The organism is Roseibium sp. ROS1, from assembly GCF_054658215.1.
Map to the genome: position 1 here is coordinate 853,679 of NZ_BAAGIG010000002.1, position 19,227 is coordinate 872,905.

General features: G+C 59.2%; 6 protein-coding genes. All 6 read left to right on the forward strand.

Translation table 11 applies throughout. The features are described from left to right. Nucleotides 1-69: 69 nt before the first annotated feature. The 6 genes from ACYQ6M_RS12130 to dusA all read left to right on the forward strand — a co-directional run bounded on the left by ACYQ6M_RS12130 (nucleotide 70) and on the right by dusA (nucleotide 19,220). Entirely contained in the window at nucleotides 70-13,812 is a 13,743-nt protein-coding gene (locus tag ACYQ6M_RS12130) for a non-ribosomal peptide synthetase (RefSeq protein ID WP_460074053.1), read from the forward strand. Continuing rightward, nucleotides 13,802-15,352 (forward strand): 4-hydroxyphenylacetate 3-hydroxylase N-terminal domain-containing protein, encoded by a 1,551-nt coding sequence (locus tag ACYQ6M_RS12135; RefSeq protein WP_055653823.1) that lies wholly within the window; start codon nucleotides 13,802-13,804, stop codon nucleotides 15,350-15,352. Before ACYQ6M_RS12130 ends, ACYQ6M_RS12135 begins: the two co-directional genes overlap by 11 nt. Before the next feature lie 24 nt (nucleotides 15,353-15,376). After that, complete coding sequence (locus ACYQ6M_RS12140) at nucleotides 15,377-15,586, forward strand: MbtH family protein (protein ID WP_022999502.1); 210 nt, start codon at nucleotides 15,377-15,379, stop codon at nucleotides 15,584-15,586. A gap of 46 nt (nucleotides 15,587-15,632) precedes the next feature. Further along, entirely contained in the window at nucleotides 15,633-17,273 is a 1,641-nt protein-coding gene (locus ACYQ6M_RS12145; RefSeq protein WP_460074057.1) for a cyclic peptide export ABC transporter, read from the forward strand. A gap of 111 nt (nucleotides 17,274-17,384) precedes the next feature. Further along, the gene (locus tag ACYQ6M_RS12150) at nucleotides 17,385-18,086 is read left to right on the forward strand and encodes a 4'-phosphopantetheinyl transferase family protein (RefSeq protein WP_460074059.1); all 702 of its coding nucleotides are present in this window, start codon (nucleotides 17,385-17,387) and stop codon (nucleotides 18,084-18,086) included. 132 nt (nucleotides 18,087-18,218) lie between these two features. Beyond that, complete coding sequence (gene dusA / locus ACYQ6M_RS12155; RefSeq protein WP_460074061.1) at nucleotides 18,219-19,220, forward strand: tRNA dihydrouridine(20/20a) synthase DusA; 1,002 nt, start codon at nucleotides 18,219-18,221, stop codon at nucleotides 19,218-19,220. Nucleotides 19,221-19,227 lie beyond the last annotated feature (7 nt).

Genomic DNA, 19,227 nt, shown 5'->3' on the forward strand with positions numbered 1-19,227 from the left:
GATATTCCAATTCGGTTTCCGCCGGACGCGCAAAACAGAAACGGCAATTCTTCGACGGAGTTGATCTCAATGACATCCCGCGAAAGTGGTTTCCAGACAGCAAGGGCAAAGGCTGCTTCAGGCAGCATTGCGCGTCCGGATGCCAGCCGTTTGCCGTTGGAAGCAGCATTGGACAATGAGACCGCTTCTGTTCGCGCACTTTTTGCCAGGCAGGTGCAGTCGAGACCTGGTGACACGGCACTGATACTGCCGGATATGGTTCTGACCTTCGAGGAACTGGACCGGAAGGCGAACCGTGTCGCGTGGTACCTCATAGGCCGGGGTATCGGGCCTGGCAAGATCGTGGCACTCGGCTGTGCTGCCGGGCCGGATCTCGTTGTAAGCCTGCTGGGGGTGATCAAGACCGGTGCGTGCTACATGCCGCTTGATCCAGCCTATCCTCGACAGCGTCTGATTGACATGCTTCAAGACGCAGAACCGGATCTGATCCTGGCGGAGCAACCGGTCACCGGCGTCGTTGAGGCGGCTGGTCAGACAGCACGGGCGGTCTTTCTTGGAAACGGTTCGCTGAGCCGGGATATCGCCGGACAGCCTGATACCGCTCCTGTGGGTGGTGATCTTGTTCGCCAGCTGACGGGCCATGATCCTGCCTATCTGGTCTATACGTCCGGTTCCACCGGGCGGCCCAAGGGCGTGCTGGGACGCCAGGCCGCTCTTGCCAACAGGCTGGCCTGGATATCGGAAGCCTTGCCCTTCGCGCCGGGTGAGCGGACGTTGTTCAAGACCTCCTTGAACTTCATTGACGGGTCGACCGAGCTGTTGGGCGCCTTGTGCAATGGCTGTGCGGTCGTCCTCGAAGGTGGAAATGTTTCCGCTGACCCGAGGCGACTGGCAGAGACGGTGGCGGCGTTTGCCGTCACGCGGTTGACCGTTGTGCCGAGCCTGCTGGCAAGTCTTCTCGAGGACGACTGTTTGCCAGACTTGAAGGGCTGCCGGACCTGGGTCACGAGTGGCGAGCCTCTACCATCAAGTCTCCTGCAAAAATTCTGCGAGAAACTGCCAGACGCCCGCTTGTTCAACTTCTACGGTGCCTCAGAAGCTGCGGGGGACAGCCTCTGGGCGCGATGTGATGCAGACAGGAAAATTGCCATCGGCAACCCTATACGGGAAACAGTCGTCTACCTGCTCGACGATCTGCTTCAGCCTGTCTCCGACGGAGAGACCGGTGAACTCTACATAACCGGCACAGGTCTTGCGCTTGGATATCATCGCCAACCGGACAAAACAGCAGAACGCTTCATAGCTTCGCCGTTCGGACCCGCTGGTGCCTTGCTTTACAGAACAGGCGACGTTGCGCGGCGAATGCCTGACGGTGGTTACGAATATCTGGGGCGTTCCGACCATCAGGTGAAGATACGCGGCGTTCGTGTCGAACCGGGAGAGGTCGCAGCAGCCCTGGACAGATTTCCGGAGGTTGCCAGTTCGGCTGTCGTTGCGAAGCGACGTGACGACACGGACGTCTATCTTGCTGCCTATGTTGTCTGGGAAGTGGGAGCCGACAGGGATATCGCAAGGCTTATGGCCGCCTTGGCAGAAGCTCTCCCTCCAGCCTTTCTGCCGTCGGCGATCATGGCTCTCGATGCACTTCCGCTCACACCCAATGGCAAGTTGGACAGGGCAGCGTTGCCGGATCCGGTGCGGACGGCTGGGCGGAGCGCAAGCGGAACGCAGAGCGACCTTGAAACCGCAATCTGTGAGGCATTTACAGAGCTGCTCGGCGTCCACTCGGTTTCAGTACAGGATAATTTCTTTCTCCTGGGTGGGCATTCACTGCTGGCCGCGCGTCTTGCTTATCGACTGAGAGACCGATTTGGTGTGCAGATCGCTCCTAGCGAGATTTTCGACGCGCCGACACCGGCTGCGCTTGCCTGTCTGATAGGGGCAGCGAAACCATGTTCCCTGAAACTGAAATCCGTTGCGCAACCCGACAAGGTTCCGCTGTCTTCTGCTCAAAAGCGTCTCTGGTTCCTGCAGCGGCTTCACCCGGAAGATACTTCCTACAATCTGGTCTACCGCTTCCGGCTTTCCGGTGCCGTCGACCCGTCCGTTCTTGGGCAAGCCTGGACAGACGTTATCGAGAGGCACGAGGTCTTGCGGACCGTTTATCCGCAAGACGGGGCCGGAGAGCCGTATCAGGACATCCGTACGGGTTTCGTTTCGGAAGATGTCATCCGGATTGTTTCAGTACCAGTAGCTGAAGGCCGGTCAGAACTCTCCCGTCAGTCTTCCAGGCCGTTCGATCTGTGCAAGGACCTGCCGGTGACAGTGTCGATCGTTACGGACGAAAATTTCGGTCCTGAACCGCAATGCATGATGCAGATTGTCATGCATCATATCGCGATTGACGGTGGCGCCCTGCGCCCATTGCTTGCCGACTTCGAGACGGCCTTTGCGGCGAGAATGAGCGGCAAGGAACCTGTCTGGAAAAAGCCTGCAATCCAATATGCCGACTTCGCAAGTTGGCAGCATACCCGGCTGTCCGGGGCAGCAGAACAGGAACTTGCCGCTCGTCTTGCCGAAGCACGCGAAGACCTCGCAGGCGCTCCGGATTGTGTTGATCTGCCCTGTGCCGAAGGGCAACGAAAGAATACCTATTGGCAAGGCGACGGAGTAGCCGTGGCAATCCCGCCAAAGCTTCATTGCAAGCTTGAGCGACTGGCATTGGAAACTCGGACCAGCCTGTTCATGGTACTGCAGGCTGCGATGGCTGCGACCTTGGCGCGGCTCGGCGCTGGGGACGACATCGTCATCGGAACGCCTGTCGATGGCCGCCCGGACAGCACTTTCGAAGAAACCATAGGCCTCTTCGTCAACATGCTGGCGCTCCGGAGCGATCTTTCCTGCAGACCGACCTTTCGCGAATTATTGGCCGATACGCGTCAGCGGAACCTTGCCGCCTATTCCCGCCGGGACGTGCCGTTTGAGCTCGTGGTCGACAAGGTTGCTCCACGCAGGGACCTGTCCTTTCATCCGGTGTTCCAGACCGTTCTGGCGCTCGATATGGCAGGAGCGACTGTTCTTACCTTGCCGGGGTTGACCTGCGAGGTTGAAGACGTGCCTGTCGAAGCCTCAAAGTTCGATCTTTCCTTCGACCTGACTGCTCATCGCGACGAGGTCGGAGGCGCAGGCGGTATCGATGGGCGGATCGAATTCCGGACAGATCTCCTGGATCGGGAGGTTGCGGGCAATATTTCCCGGCGTTTCATCGATCTACTTCGCGCAGCCGTGGAAAATCCGGACAAACGGATCGACCACCTCATGATTGTCGATCCCGACGAAGCGTCACGCCTTGTCACCTTGTGCGAAGGCGAGCGGGTCGAAAAAGCTGCGATCGAAATGTCTTTGCCCGAGCGGTTTCGTCTGCTGGCCAGGGAAAAGGGCGAGAAGGTCGCTCTCTCCAGCCAGACCCGCACGCTTTCCTACGCCGAACTCGATGCATTGTCGGACCGCGTTGCGCAAAACCTCCTCCGCCGGGGCGTTGCACCTGGGGCACGGGTCGCGGTCCTGATGGACCGTTCCATTGATCTTGTCGTCGCAACGCTCGCGATCGTGAAGGCAGGTGGGGCATATGTTCCCTTGAACAGGAACGATCCTGCCAACCGGCTTCAACAACTCGTTGCCGACACCCGGGCCCACCTCGTGCTGACTGACAGTGAAGACGCGATATCAGTCAGCTTCAATGATGCACCCTGCGTTCCTTTCAGCCACCTGCAAGTGGCGGCGGGAAAGGAGACCTTACCGAATATCACCAATGGACAGATCGCCTGCGTTCTCTTCACCTCCGGCTCCACAGGCAGGCCGAAGGGGATCGCGATCAGCCACCGCAATATTCAGGCCCTCGCGCTCGACGGATGCCGGCCGGAAGGCTCCCATGAGCGGGTCTTGCTGCATTCGCCCTATGCATTTGACGCTTCGACCTATGAAATCTGGACACCGCTCATGTTGGGGCAGGAGCTTTTCGTCGCGCCGCCTGGCATTCTCGATGCTGAAACGATTGCGCGGCTGGTCGAAGAGCACAAGGTGTCTGCAGCCTGCATCACGACACGTCTTTTCAACATCATTGCAGGTGAAAAACCCGAAGCATTCAAGCCTTTGAGGTCAGTGCTGATAGGTGGTGAGGCGGCTTCCGCAGAAGCCTTGCGCCGGGCAACGGCAGCTTCGCCTGGTACGCGGTTCGTCAATGGCTATGGCCCGGCAGAGGGCACGACCTTCGTGACCTGGCATGCAATGCACACGCTGGAGAAATCCGCGCACAAGGTACCCATCGGGTTGCCGCGTGACAATTGTAGCGTCCGAATTCTGGATGACCGCCTGCAACCTGTCGGTATCGGCATGGTGGGCGAGCTTTACCTGGCCGGTGCCTGCCTGACGCTTGGCTATCTCGACCGGACTGGTCTGACGGCCGAGCGCTTCGTTGCCGATCCCGCGGGGCCCGCAGGCAGCAGAATGTATCGGACCGGGGATCTGGTGCGCTGGCGCAGCGACGGCTTGCTGACCTTCGTCGGACGTGCCGATCACCAGGTCAAGATCAATGGCTTCCGTATCGAGCCGCAGGAAGTCGAAAACGCTATCGGGAGGCAGTCGGACATAGGCCAGTGCACGGTGATCGTGCGTGAAGACAGGCCCGGGGAAAAGAAACTCGTTGCCTATGTGGTTGGTACGGGGACAGGAGAACCAGATCTTGCAGGCTTACGAAAAAGGCTTGCCGAGACACTCCCTGCATTCATGGTGCCAGCCCATTTTGTTCTTCTGGAACAACTTCCTTTCACGACCAATGGCAAGTTGGACATCAAGCGCCTGCCTGCGCCTGAAATTCACGGCGATGGAGCGAAGGTACCTGCGGGGCAAACCGAGACCGATATCTGCGCATTGTTTGCTGATGTTCTGGGTCTGGGAACCGTAGGGCCTGCCGACAACTTCTTCGCACTTGGCGGCGACAGTATTCTCTCCATTCAACTGGTCAGCCGAGCACGGCGAGCAGGGCTGGTGTTTTCGGCAAGGGATGTCTTCAGCAACAAGACCCCTGCAGAGCTGGCAACGGTTGCGCAAAGGCAGCAATTGCCGGAGATCGGAACTGATCTCAAGTCAGGATGGATCAGCGACGAAGATCTGAGCATTGTCAGCAGCCGCTACGGCGGTTTGCTATCGACGGTGTGGCCGTTGACGGGCCTTCAGTCTGGTTTGCTGTTTCACGCCTTGATGGACGCTGAGACGGGCGAGGACGCCTACAAGGTGCAGACGGTGGTCAGCCTCGATGGCCTGGTGGATGCGCAGCGTCTTGAGGCGAGCCTTCAGGCTCTCGTTGCCCGGCACGCTCCCCTGCGGGCAGTCTTCTGCCACGAAGGCCTGAGCGATCCCGTTCAGGTGGTCCTGTCGAAGGTCGAGCTGCCACTTAAGCAGGTGGACTTGTCAGAGGACGCAGATCCGGAAGCAGAGCTGGAGCGGTTTCTCCTGGAAGACAGGAAGATCCGTTTCGACCTTGCTCAAGGTCCATTGCTGCGTGTCTGCCTCGTAAAACGCCCGGACGGTGGTGCCTGGCTGGTGTTGACCAATCACCACATTCTTCTCGACGGCTGGTCGCTGCCGGTGCTGATGCGGGAGCTGAAGGAGATTTACGAAGCCGGCGGGGCAGGGGGTCTGCCGCCAGTAACGCCGTTTGACCGGTATCTCGGCTGGCTGCAGCAGCAGGACAAGACGGCTGCGAAAGCGGCCTGGCAAGAAGCTCTGTCCGGTCTGGAGGAACCGACCCGGCTGGCGGCCTCTGTCTATGGCCAGTCTGCAAACACGTCCTCCGACTCCTCGTCTGCTGAAGGCAGTGCGGTGCTGCGCTTTAACGATCTCCTGAGCGAGGACGCATCCCGGTCATTGGAAGGCCTGGCCCGCACGCTGGACATCACCTTGAACACGGTGCTCCAGGGCGCCTGGTCGGTCGTGCTTGGCCGCATCTGTGGGCGGGATGATCTGGTCTTCGGCACGACGGTCTCCGGCCGGCCAGCCGAGATCACCGGCGTCGAAACCATGGCGGGTCTCTTCATCAACACCGTGCCGGTAAGGGCAAAGCCTGTTCCGGCAACATCCGTCAGCAGCTTCCTGAAGGAGCTGCAGTCCCGTCAGGCCGCACTTCTGCCGCACCAGCATCTGGGGCTGCCGGAGATCCAGGCAGAAGCGGGACTTGGAGACCTGTTCGACACGCTGGTGGTGTTCGAGAACTATCCCTTCAGCGACGAGACCCATGAGGCTTCGCCGGATGGCCTGCGGATCAGCGGTGTCGAGGTGCATGACCAGACCCACTATCCTTTGAGCCTGATGGTTGTTCCGGGCAAACGGCTGCTGCTGCGGCTGGATTGCCGGGAAGAACGGATCGGCGTAGACCTTGGCCGCAGTCTCCTGGGGCAGTTGTGCAATGTACTGGCGCAGATGGCCTCTCGCCCGGAAGCGCCGCTCGGATCTCTCGAGATGCTGCCGGCTTCCGAAAGAAAGGCTGTGCAGGACCGGTGGAACGCAACACGGCACGCCTTGCCGGAAGGGGATCTGACGGAGCTTGTATCTGCAACGGCTTCCCGGTTTGGAACGCGGGAAGCGGTTATCGGCAGCACGGAGCGGCTGACCTATGCCGAGCTTGAGGCGCGGGCCAACCGGCTGGCGCATCTTCTGATCCGGCGCGGCATTGGTGCTGAGGACCGGGTCGCGATTGCCTTGCCGAGAAACCCGGACATGATCGTGGCGCTGCTGGCGGTGCTGAAAACGGGCGCCGCCTATCTGCCGCTAGATCCGGACTATCCGGCAGCCCGCATTGCGATGATGCTGGACGATGCCGCGCCGCGTCTTGTGATCTCCGAGACAGCAACGGCAGCCGCCTTGACGGACGGTGTGCCGACATCGTCGCTTCTGCTGCTGGATGCCGAGGCGACCGGTGTCGAGCTGGCTGCGATGTGCGCTTCGGCCCTGACCGATGCCGACCGGAAACAGCCGATTGATCCCGCGCACCCGGCCTACGTCATCTACACGTCCGGCTCGACCGGTAAGCCGAAAGGTGTCGTTGTTACACGCGAGGGGCTTTCAAATCTCGCCTATGCCCAGATCGAACGGTTTGCGATTTCGGAACAGTCTCGGGTCGCGCAGTTCGCATCCTTCAGTTTCGACGCAGCCTTTTCGGAAATCGCCACGGCACTGGTCTCCGGTGCGGCTCTTGTGATCTGGCCAAGACAGGCTTTCACAGATCCCGCAGCCTTGAAGACATTCATGTATGCGCAACGGGTAACGCATATCACGTTGTCGCCGAGCCTCTTGAGCGTGATGTCGACGACAGATCTTCCCGAAGGTCGTGTGCTGGTAACGGCCGGTGAAGCCATCAGCGTGCCGGAAGTTCGCCGATGGTCTGACCGTTGTTGCCTCGTCAATGCTTACGGCCCCACAGAAGTGACCGTGTGCGGTTCCATGAGCTTGCCGCTGACACCTGTTCAGGAAGTCGATATCGCGCCCATCGGGTTGCCGATCTGGAATTCCAGCCTCTACGTACTTGATCAAACGCTTCAGCCCGTCCCGAACGGTGTGGCTGGAGAACTTTACATCGGCGGTGTCGGTCTTGCACGGGGCTATCAGAACCTGGCGGATCTGACCTCTTCCAGATTTGTCGCCGACCCGTTCGCCGGTGCCGGACGGCGAATGTACCGAACGGGGGATCTCGTCTATCGTGCGGAAGACGGCAACCTCTTTTTCCTGGGCCGCAGTGATGCGCAGGTCAAGATCCGGGGGCGACGTATCGAGCCGGGTGAAATCGAACGTGTGCTTCTGGAACGCAGCGATGTCGCCCAATGTCTCGTGAGCGTCTACAGCGACCGGAAGGGCGCTTCGAGGCTTGTTGCCTATGTGATCGGGCAGGAAAGATCGGATCCAAGTGCAGAAGAGCTGCAGCGCTACTGCGCCGACCGACTGCCGGATTATATGGTTCCGGCACAGATAGACCTCTTGCCCTACTTGCCAAGGCTTCCGAACGGCAAGATCGACAGGAAGGCCCTGCCGGCACCGAGCCGCCCGCAAAGAGCTGAAGAAACAAGACGGCAGTCTCCGGCAGAACAGGCGGTAGCCGCCGCTTTTGCCGAAACGCTCGGCATTTCACCTCCCGCGCTCGACGAAAGCTTCTTCGGTCTCGGCGGCGACAGCATATCGGCAATCCGGCTTGTTGGACTGTTGCGTCGAAAGGGTCTCAAGGCAACACCGAAAGACGTTTTCGATCACAAGACGGTTGCAAAGCTTGCGAGCGTGGCAAGGACGCTTGAAGGACCGGAAGTCAATGAACTGAATGAGTTTGAGCCAGATACCGTTTTGCCGACGCCAATCCTGCGCTGGTTTGCAGAACTGGGTGGTCCCGTCGACGGCTTTTTCCAGTCGACCTGTCTGATGCTTCCGAAGGGGGCAAATGCCGAATTCCTGCAAGCTGCACTAGGGGCAATCGTCCAGCGACACGGGATGCTGCGGGCTCGAGCGAACAAGACTACGCCGGCGATGAAGATTGGTCCGATTGCCGAGTTCACTGACGTTTTCCCTATAAAGCACATCAGCCTGAGTGAGGTCGAAAACGAAAACGGGCTGAAAGATCTTCTGGAAGAACAGCATGCCGCCGCAGTTGAGGCCTTGTCTCTTTCCCGAGGCAAGGTGTTCAGTGCGATCTGGTTTGACTGTGGCCACATGGAGCCGGGTCTGCTTCTGCTTGTGGCGCACCACCTGGTGATCGATGGTGTCTCCTGGCGCATCCTGAGCGACGATCTTCGGACAGCTTGGGACGATTGGTCGGCCGACCGCCCGATCAGCCTGGAACCTGAAAGCACTTCTTTCCCAGGGTGGAGCAGGCTGCTGCAAGCCGATGCGGCCTCCGATGCGCGCGCATCTGAAGAGGGGTACTGGAGCGCGCTTCTTTCATCCGACACTGAGCGCTTTCTGGAAGGTGATCTGGATCGCAGGCTGGATACGGTTCAAACGTTGAACTCTCTTGCTAGCCTTCTGAGCGCTGAGGAAACCGAGCAGATCCTGACCCGACTGCCTGCTCTTTACAGCTGCGGACCGCAGGATGTGCTTCTGGCGGCACTTGGCCTTGCCGTTGGGGCTTTCAAAACTTCCAGGTCCGGAAAACCGGGTGGTCCAATCCTGTGTGACGTCGAAGGGCATGGACGCGAAGCGATTGGAGACGCCGACCTCAGCCGAACTGTCGGCTGGTTCACTAGCGTCTTTCCGGCACGGCTGGAGGTCACGAAGGCAGGCAATGGAATTTCCGGTATCTCCGACGCGGACCTCAAGCAGCTCATCATCGAGATCAAGGAGCAAACCTCCGCACGTCCCGATCATGGCCTTGGTTATGGAATGCTGCGGTATCTCAACAAGGAGTCCTCCGCCAAACTTGCGAGCGAAAACAAGGCGCAGATCGCCTTCAACTATCTCGGTCGTTTTCCAGCGAGCGCTGGTGGTGCTTGGAGCGCGGCGCCGTTCTTTGGTGGAATGCGCGGCGGTTTCGATCCGGCAACACCGCTTGCTCACATGCTTTCCATCGATTGTCAGGCGATCGAAGAGGAAAAGGGCTTTTGCCTCCACACCGAGTTCGGGTTTGCCAGCAGACATCTATCGGAAAAAGAGACCGCTGAATTCAAGACACTCTGGGAAGAAGCTCTGATCCGGCTGGCAGCACACGGCAACTGGTCTAAAGCCGGTGGTCAGTCGCCTTCGGATTTCCCGCTGGCTGCTGTTTCCCAGGCCGATGTCGACTTGCTTGTTGAACGCTATGGCGGTTTGCTATCGACGGTGTGGCCGTTGACGGGTCTTCAGTCGGGTTTGCTGTTTCACGCCTTGATGGACGCTGAGACGGGGGAGGACGCCTACAAGGTGCAGACGGTGGTCAGCTTCGATGGCCCGGTGGATGTGCAGCGTCTTGAGGCGAGCCTTCAGGCTCTCGTTGCCCGGCACGCTCCCCTGCGGGCAGTCTTCTGCCACGAAGGCCTGAGCGATCCCGTTCAGGTGGTCCTGTCGAAGGTCGAGCTGCCACTTAAGCAGGTGGACTTGTCAGAGGACGCAGATCCGGAAGCAGAGCTGGAGCGGTTTCTCCTGGAAGACAGGAAGATCCGTTTCGACCTTGCTCAAGGTCCATTGCTGCGTGTCTGCCTCGTAAAACGCCCGGACGGTGGTGCCTGGCTGGTGTTGACCAATCACCACATTCTTCTCGACGGCTGGTCGCTGCCGGTGCTGATGCGGGAGCTGAAGGAGATTTACGAAGCCGGCGGGGCAGGGGGTCTGCCGCCAGTAACGCCGTTTGACCGGTATCTCGGCTGGCTGCAGCAGCAGGACAAGACGGCTGCGAAAGCGGCCTGGCAAGAAGCTCTGTCCGGTCTGGAGGAACCGACCCGGCTGGCGGCCTCTGTCTATGGCCAGTCTGCAAACACGTCCTCCGACTCCTCGTCTGCTGAAGGCAGTGCGGTGCTGCGCTTTAACGATCTCCTGAGCGAGGACGCATCCCGGTCATTGGAAGGCCTGGCCCGCACGCTGGACATCACCTTGAACACGGTGCTCCAGGGCGCCTGGTCGGTCGTGCTTGGCCGCATCTGTGGGCGGGATGATCTGGTCTTCGGCACGACGGTCTCCGGCCGGCCAGCCGAGATCACCGGCGTCGAAACCATGGCGGGTCTCTTCATCAACACCGTGCCGGTAAGGGCAAAGCCTGTTCCGGCAACATCCGTCAGCAGCTTCCTGAAGGAGCTGCAGTCCCGTCAGGCCGCACTTCTGCCGCACCAGCATCTGGGGCTGCCGGAGATCCAGGCAGAAGCGGGACTTGGAGACCTGTTCGACACGCTGGTGGTGTTCGAGAACTATCCCTTCAGCGACGAGACCCATGAGGCTTCGCCGGATGGCCTGCGGATCAGCGGTGTCGAGGTGCATGACCAGACCCACTATCCTTTGAGCCTGATGGTTGTTCCGGGCAAACGGCTGCTGCTGCGGCTGGATTGCCGGGAAGAACGGATCGGCGTAGACCTTGGCCGCAGTCTCCTGGGGCAGTTGTGCAATGTACTGGCGCAGATGGCCTCTCGCCCGGAAGCGCCGCTCGGATCTCTCGAGATGCTGCCGGCTTCCGAAAGAAAGGCTGTGCAGGACCGGTGGAACGCAACACGGCACGCCTTGCCGGAAGGGGATCTGACGGAGCTTGTATCTGCAACGGCTTCCCGGTTTGGAACGCGGGAAGCGGTTATCGGCAGCACGGAGCGGCTGACCTATGCCGAGCTTGAGGCGCGGGCCAACCGGCTGGCGCATCTTCTGATCCGGCGCGGCATTGGTGCTGAGGACCGGGTCGCGATTGCCTTGCCGAGAAACCCGGACATGATCGTGGCGCTGCTGGCGGTGCTGAAAACGGGCGCCGCCTATCTGCCGCTAGATCCGGACTATCCGGCAGCCCGCATTGCGATGATGCTGGACGATGCCGCGCCGCGTCTTGTGATCTCCGAGACGGCAACGGCAGCCGCCTTGACGGACGGTGCGCCGACATCGGCGCTTCTGCTGCTGGATGCCGAGGCGACCGGGTCCGAGCTGGCCAAGATGTCCGCTTCGACCCCGACCGATGCCGACCGGAAACAGCCGATTGATCCCGCGCACCCGGCCTACGTCATCTATACGTCCGGCTCGACCGGTAAGCCGAAAGGTGTCGTCGTTACCCGCGAGGGGCTCAAGAACCTTCTGTGTTGCCTGAGTACCGAGCTTCGCCTTCTGCCGCAGGACAAGGTGCTCAGCGCGACCACGATTGGGTTCGACATTGCCGGGCTTGAGCTCTACGGCCCGCTGCTGGTTGGTGCTGGCGTAGTGCTGTTCGAGGGCAACCAGCGCGAAGCGGACCGTCTCCATGACTGGATCGAGCAGGAAAAACCAACGGTCATGCAGGCAACGCCATCACTCTGGCGGTCGCTTCTGGAGGTTGGTCCACTGCCGCGTTTGCAGGTTCTTGTGGGCGGTGAGGCTCTGGACGGCGGACTAGCGTCGCAGCTGCAAGCCGCAGGGCCGGTGACGAATGTCTATGGCCCGACCGAGACAACGATCTGGTCTGTGAGCGCATCTGTTCGCCCTGAAAGTTCAGGCATTCCGTCTATCGGGCAACCTTTGTGGAACTCGCAGGTCTACGTACTTGATGAGACTTTTCAGCCTGTCGCCGACGGTATTTCCGGCGAACTCTACATCGGCGGGCTTGGGCTCGCACGTGGCTATCACGGGCGTTCGGACCTGACGAGCGAACGCTTTGTTGCCGATCCGTTTGCAGGCCATGGAGCGCGCATGTACCGGACCGGGGACACGGTCTATCGCAGACGCAACGGTGAGCTTGTGTTCCTGGGACGCAGCGACAGCCAGGTCAAGATCCGAGGCCATCGTATCGAGCTTGGCGAGATCGAGGCGACCATCGCATCGATGACGAACATTGCGCAAGCGGTGGTCTTGGACCGGCCGGATGGAGCGCGAGGTTCTTCGCTCGTTGCCTATGTTGTTCCGAAAGAAGGGGCTGAACTCAAAACTGAAGAGCTTCGTTCCGTGCTCCAGCGAAACCTGCCTGACTACATGGTGCCTGGCGCTTTTATCGTACTCCCGGAATTGCCGCTGACACCAAATGGAAAGCTGAACCGTCTGGCGTTGCCGGATCCTGTCTGGAAACAGGGAGAAACAAGTCCGGCAACACTCCAGGAAACGTTGTTGTGCAATCTCTTCGCTGAACTGCTGCCCGGCGTAGTGCCGGGACCGGAAGACAGTTTCTTTGATATGGGGGGGCATTCGCTGCTCGCCGCACGCCTGAAGGCACTGATGAAGGAACGCATGGGCCTGGACGTCAGCCTTCGAGATATTTTCGAAACACCGACGGTGCGCGGTCTGCTGTCGCTCCGGCAAGGTCGCAAGACCGGTTTGCTGGAGCCGGTGCTGCAGATCCGGCGGGCAGGATGTCAGGCGCCACTATTCTGCGTTCATCCGGGCTTCGGTCTTGGTTGGACGTATGCCGGTCTTGCTTCCGTCCTGCCAGCCGATGTCCCGATCATCGCCCTTCAGGCGCGCGGCTACGTCGGCAAGGCCGATTTGCCTTCAACTCTGAACCAAATGGCGGCCGATTACGTCGCAAGTGTCAACAAGGTGGCCAGCACGGGCCCGGTTCGGTTGCTTGGTTGGTCGTTCGGAGGGCTGGCTGCCTTCGAAATGGCACGTCTTTTGGAAGAAAGCGGCAGAGACGTCGAGTTCCTGATGCTTCTGGACAGTTATCCTATGCACGAAGGAGACCCGTTGCCGGATCTTTCAGATAGTGGAGCACGCGGTGCGTTCCTTGAAATGATTGGCTTCGATCCGCATGGACGAGTACCCGAAGACATTACCTTTGAGGATGTCCGGAGATTTCTGGAAGACAGTGCCCATCCTCTGGCAGACCTCAGCTCAGTCGACTTCAACAACATGCTGCGGATCGCCCGAAACAACGCGCTGCTCGCACATGGCTATCGGCCCAAGACGTTAAACTGCCCCCTGGTGCATTACGCTTCGAACGATACGAAGCGTATGCTGGGTGTTGAGGCCGATCCCTGGGAAAACCGGACAAGCGGACAATTCGAGGCGCACGCACTCGACTGTACACACCATGAAATGACATCGCAGCAGGCCCTTTGCGAAATCGGCGAGGGGCTGAATGCTTTGATGAACCTTGGCGATCAGCCGTTCAGGCAGGCCGTTGCGGAAGGGAGACTAAAGAATGTCGGTTGATATCCTCAATCCCGTGGAACCTGAACACGCTGTACAGCGCGCGATACCCATGACCGGCGCGGAGTTCATCGACAGTCTCCAGGACCAGCGCTGTGTCTATTTCAATGGAGAGCGGGTGACCGATCTGACGGGTCATCCTGCCTTTCGCAACTCGGTACGTTCCCTGGCACGGCTTTACGATGCCCTGCATCAGGATCACGATAGCGGCACCAATGTCCTGACCGCACCTGCCGATGCCGATCCAACCGGTTACACACACCGATATTTCAAGGTGGCCAGATCGGCAGAGGACCTGCTCGGTCAACAGAAGGCGATCGCGGAATGGGCGAAGCTGAGCTACGGCTGGATGGGGCGCTCACCGGACTACAAGGCAGCGATCGTCAACACGCTGGACGCCAACGCGGCCTATTATGGGCCTTTCGCAGACAACGCGCGTTGCTGGTATCATCTGGCTCAGCAGCGCACCTATTTCATGAACCATGCTGTGGCCAATCCGCCGATTGACCGGGCGAAGCCTTTCAGCGATGCAAAAGACATCCTGGTTCACGTTGTCAAGGAAACAGACGCGGGGCTTTATCTTTCAGGTGCAAAGGTTGTCGCGACTTCGGCAGCACTGACCCACTACAACTTTCTCAGCCACCACGCGGTCTCGGAAACCAACGAACCGCCTACGGCTTTCATGTTCTTTCTCGACATGTCGACGCCGGGCATCAAGCTGATCTGCCGGAACTCCTACGAATATGCGGCGAGCCAATCCTCGACGCCGTTCGACAGTCCGCTGTCTTCCCGCTTCGACGAAAACGACGCCATTCTCGTTCTCGACAACGTTTTCGTGCCCTGGGAGAACGTGCTGGTCTATGGGCCTGCACACAAGCCGATCGACTTCCTGATGGACACGGGCTACCTGCAAGGCACCTGTTTCCACGGATGCACCCGGTTTGCGGTGAAGCTGGACTTTCTCGCCGGTCTGCTGACCAGGGCGTTGCACATCACCAGTGGTGACGAGTTTCGCGGAAATCAGGTTCTGCAAGGGGAGGTGATCGCCCTGCGTCACCTGTTCTGGTCGTTGTCGGATGCAATGGCCCGGACACCAGAAGCCTTTGCAGACGGCGCTTTCCTGCCTGGACTATCGGCCGCGCAGGCCTATCGCGCGCTGGCGCCCGATGCCTACGGTCGTGTGAAGGAGATTGTCCAGAAGATCGTCGCGTCCGCGCTTATCTATCTGCCGTCTTCCGCAAAGGATTTCCAGAACCCTGAAATCGACGGTTATCTGGAACGGTACGTGCGCGGCTCCAACGGCGTTGGCTACAAGGACCGTATCAAGCTGATGAAGCTGCTGTGGGATGCCACGGGCTCGGAATTTGCAGGGCGTCACGAGCTTTACGAGCGCAATTATGCCGGCAATCATGAAGAGGTGAAACTTCAGCTTCCTGCAATCGCACGGCGCGACGGTTCAATGGACCAAATGCTGTCGCTTGTTGACCAGTGCCTTGATGATTATGATGAATTCGGCTGGTGCAACACGGCGTGGAAAGACTGACGCGCAAGGTTGGGAGAGACGGCGATGACAAATCCATTCGACGATCCGGACGGCATTTTCCATGTGCTGGTGAATGACGAGGAACAGCATTCTCTCTGGCCCGAATTCGTGCCGATTCCCGATGGCTGGCGGTCGGTCTTCGGCCCCGGCAAGCGGCAGGACTGCGTGGACTATGTCAACGCCAACTGGACCGACATCCGCCCGAAAAGCCTTCGGGATGCTGCCCTGAACTGACATATTTCTCAAACGGTGATGATCCACCTGGAGCGCCTGGTCTTCGATGAATTTCTTTCGTCTCTTGTATCGTGAAGCGGGCGACAGCAAACGCACCTTCCTGCTGCTTTCCCTGGTGCCCGGGCTGGTCATGGGGTTGATCATTGCCGTCATCAACGCGGTGACGAACTATCAGCAGAACACCGGTCTGCAGTGGCAGTATCTCGGTCTCTTCGTGCTTGGCTGCGCGACCGTTCTCTTCACGATGAATCGCGCCCTCAACATGGCAACCGCGATCATCGCCGATTATCTGTGTCGCTTGCGGATCCGGGTGACCGCGCAAGTCCGCAGTCTGAACCTCGCAACCGTAGAAGAAATCGGCCTGACCCGTATCCGGGCAGCAGTTGGTCGTGACCATCAGACAATCGAGGAAACGGCGCCAGCGCTTGTCGGTCTGATCTATTTTGTCATGCAGCTGGTCATGTCGGCGCTCTATATCTGCTATCTTTCGCCGCTTGCCTTTATCGTCACCCTGGCGTTTCTGGCCGGCGCCATCTTCTTCTATCGCAAGAGCTACCGCGATGCGGAGGAACTGATGCGCCAGGCAAGCCTGAGCGAACAGGCCTTTCACAACAGCTTCGAGAACATTCTCAGCGGCTTCAAGGAAGTGAAACTGAACGCGCAGCGCAGCGACGATCTCTTCCACAACTACATCATTCCGCGATCAGAGCAGGTCGAGGATCTACGGGTGGAATCAGGCCGCTCCTTCAACTATGGCCAGTCTGTCAGTGATGTCTTCTTCTATACGCTCATGGGAACGCTGGTCTTTGCGATACCGTTTTATGTGTCGGACCTCTCGATCCCGGGCAAGATTGTCACGGTGATCGTCTTTGCCAGCGGCGCAATCACTTCGATCATCCGCATGTTGCCGGTGGTTTCGCGTGCCAATCTGGCTGTGTCCAATATCGAGGAATTGAGAGAGCTTCTGGAAAAACACAGCGAAGCCATGGATGAGCGCAGCGAAGTGCGGCAGGCAAGGCTTTCCAAAGGTATATCCCTGAAGAAGATTGCCTACACCTATCACAGCGAAGATGGCGACCGCCCGTTTTCGATCGGGCCTTGTGACCTGGAAATTGCATCGGGCGAAATGGTCTTCATCGTTGGTGGCAACGGCAGCGGCAAGTCGACTCTCGCGAAGATCCTGACAGGTCTCTATGAGCCGGATGGCGGTCATCTGTCATGGGACGACAAGGTCGTCAAACCTGAAAACATCGACCGGTATCGCAGCCTGTTTTCGGTCATCTTTTCCGATTTCCACCTCTTCGACCGGCTTTATGGTGTGGATCTGACGGACGAGCAGAAGCTTTACGACCTGCTGGAAGACATGAAACTGGACGAGAAGGTTCACTACCGGAACAACAGGTTCAGCACGACGAGCCTGTCCACCGGCCAGAGAAAGCGGCTCGCCATGGTCGTTGCCCTGCTGGAAGACAGGGATGTCTACCTCTTTGACGAATGGGCCGCCGATCAGGATCCGGAGTATCGGCGCTGGTTCTATACAGATTTCCTGATGAAACTGAAGAAAGAGGGCCGCACCGTCATCGCGATCACGCATGACGACCGGTATTTCGATGTTGCAGACAAGATCGTCTGGATGGAAGAAGGCAGGATCAGCAAGGTGTCCAGTCCGGCTGATGCCACGGTCTGAAACCTTCGGCTGAGGTCTTGACGGTAGGGCCTGGCCAGTGTCCAGGTCACTTCTCAACAGGGTGAAACAGTCTGCCCTCCGATTACCATCTCCAGAGTTCCGGGAGTTAACTTGCCAGGCACCAAGGCGATCATTCTGGAGACGACCGGCTGCAGCTCCGAGGATCTTGAATCTGCGCTGGAAATTCTCTCGGAGGATGAACTACAGCGGTTTCATGCGTTTCATTTCGATCAGGACCGGAAGGACTACGCGCTTGCACATGCGTTGCTGCGGAAAACCCTGAGTGATCTGGAACCCGGTACGGCACCGCGCGACTGGCAGTTCGCGCCAATGGCTACGGGAAAGCCGGCAGTCGCTGGTCGGTCGGAACTCGACTTCAGCCTGACGCATACACGTGGCCTGGTTGCGTGCGCTGTGACAAGGGAAGGCGTGATCGGCATTGATGCGGAAACGGATCAGCGCGCGGTCGAAGTAGACATGTTGATGCGCGACGTTTGTTCACCCGGAGAAAGACAAGAGCTGGCGAAGGTTGAAGGAGCTCACAAGACCTCCAGATTTCTGGATTTCTGGACGCTGAAAGAGGCGTATCTGAAAGCTGTTGGCCTGGGCATTACAGCCGATCTGACCACCGTCAGCTTTACCTTGGCTGACGATCGGGACATCGCAATTTCTGCGCCGCCCGACCTCCGCCGTCCGGCCAGTTCCTTCCAGATCAGCCGGCGTCCAGGGCACTGGCGTGTCGCGCTGGCGGTCTTTGGCGGAATAGACGCTAGGGACGTTGAAATTACCCTTTGTGAAAAGCGGAGCTTTTGAAAAGCCGCGAAATTTGTTATTTCGCGTCTACTAAAGTCGATCGACATGAGAACAAGCTTGGATAACGCACCTCGCGGCGTGTCCAGCCTGGACGGTGGACGTCCGGAGCCAGTTCCTTGCAGTTGAAGAAAAATGCAACAGTATCAAGAGCATAAGTTTTCCATCGCCCCCATGATGGAGTGGACGGATCGCCACTGCCGCGCGTTTCACCGGCAACTGACGCGGCATGCGCTGCTCTATACGGAGATGGTGACGACTGGTGCGGTGATCCATGGCGACCGGCAGCATCTGCTAGGCTTTTCCGATATTGAGCACCCGGTTGCCTGTCAGTTGGGCGGATCCGATCCGAAGGACATGGTGGAAGCTGCGCGGATCGTTGCCGATTTTGGCTATGACGAGGTCAATATCAACGTGGGTTGCCCGTCCGACCGGGTTCAGTCCGGCCGCTTCGGCGCGTGCCTGATGGAAGAACCGGCATTGGTGGCGGCATGTGTCGAAGCTATGAAGGCCGCCGTCGATATTCCCGTAACCGTGAAATGCCGGATCGGTGTCGACGAACAGGACCCTGAAGCGGCGCTTGACGCCATGGCGGATGCCGTTTTTGCTGCGGGCGCAGATGCCTTGTGGGTGCACGCGCGCAAGGCCTGGCTCAAGGGGCTCAGCCCAAAGGAAAACAGGGACATTCCGCCGCTCGACTATGAGCGGGTTCTGCGCCTGAAGCGGCGTCTGCCGGACAGGTTCATCGGCCTCAACGGTGGCTTGCAGACGCTGGACCAGGCGGAGCCGTTCCTGGAGGCCCTGGATGGCCTGATGTTTGGCCGCGCTGCCTATCACACTCCGCAGATCATGGGAGAGGTCGACCGGCGGCTCTATGGCGCCAGCGGATCGGACGTCTCGCCATGGGATGCAGTGAAGGCGCATATGGCTTATCTGGAAGAGCAATTGGGCAAGGGCGTAAAACTGGCACATATGACGCGGCACATGCTGGGCTTGTTCCACGGGCGTCCTGGGGCGAGGTCCTGGCGGCGCATTCTGACAGTGGAGGCGATCAAGCCCGGTGCTGGTCTGGAAGTGGTCGAAAAGGCGCTTGCAGCGGTCAGTCCTGCAGGAGCCGAACTGGCGGCAGCCGAGTAGGATTATC

Bases quoted from the DNA above. Each gene is read 5' to 3' on its own strand.
- ACYQ6M_RS12130 (WP_460074053.1), top strand. From the start codon at position 70: ATGACATCCCGCGAAAGTGGTTTCCAGACAGCAAGGGCAAAGGCTGCT.
- ACYQ6M_RS12135 (WP_055653823.1), top strand. From the start codon at position 13,802: ATGTCGGTTGATATCCTCAATCCCGTGGAACCTGAACACGCTGTACAG.
- ACYQ6M_RS12140 (WP_022999502.1), top strand. From the start codon at position 15,377: ATGACAAATCCATTCGACGATCCGGACGGCATTTTCCATGTGCTGGTG.
- ACYQ6M_RS12145 (WP_460074057.1), top strand. From the start codon at position 15,633: ATGAATTTCTTTCGTCTCTTGTATCGTGAAGCGGGCGACAGCAAACGC.
- dusA (WP_460074061.1), top strand. From the start codon at position 18,219: ATGCAACAGTATCAAGAGCATAAGTTTTCCATCGCCCCCATGATGGAG.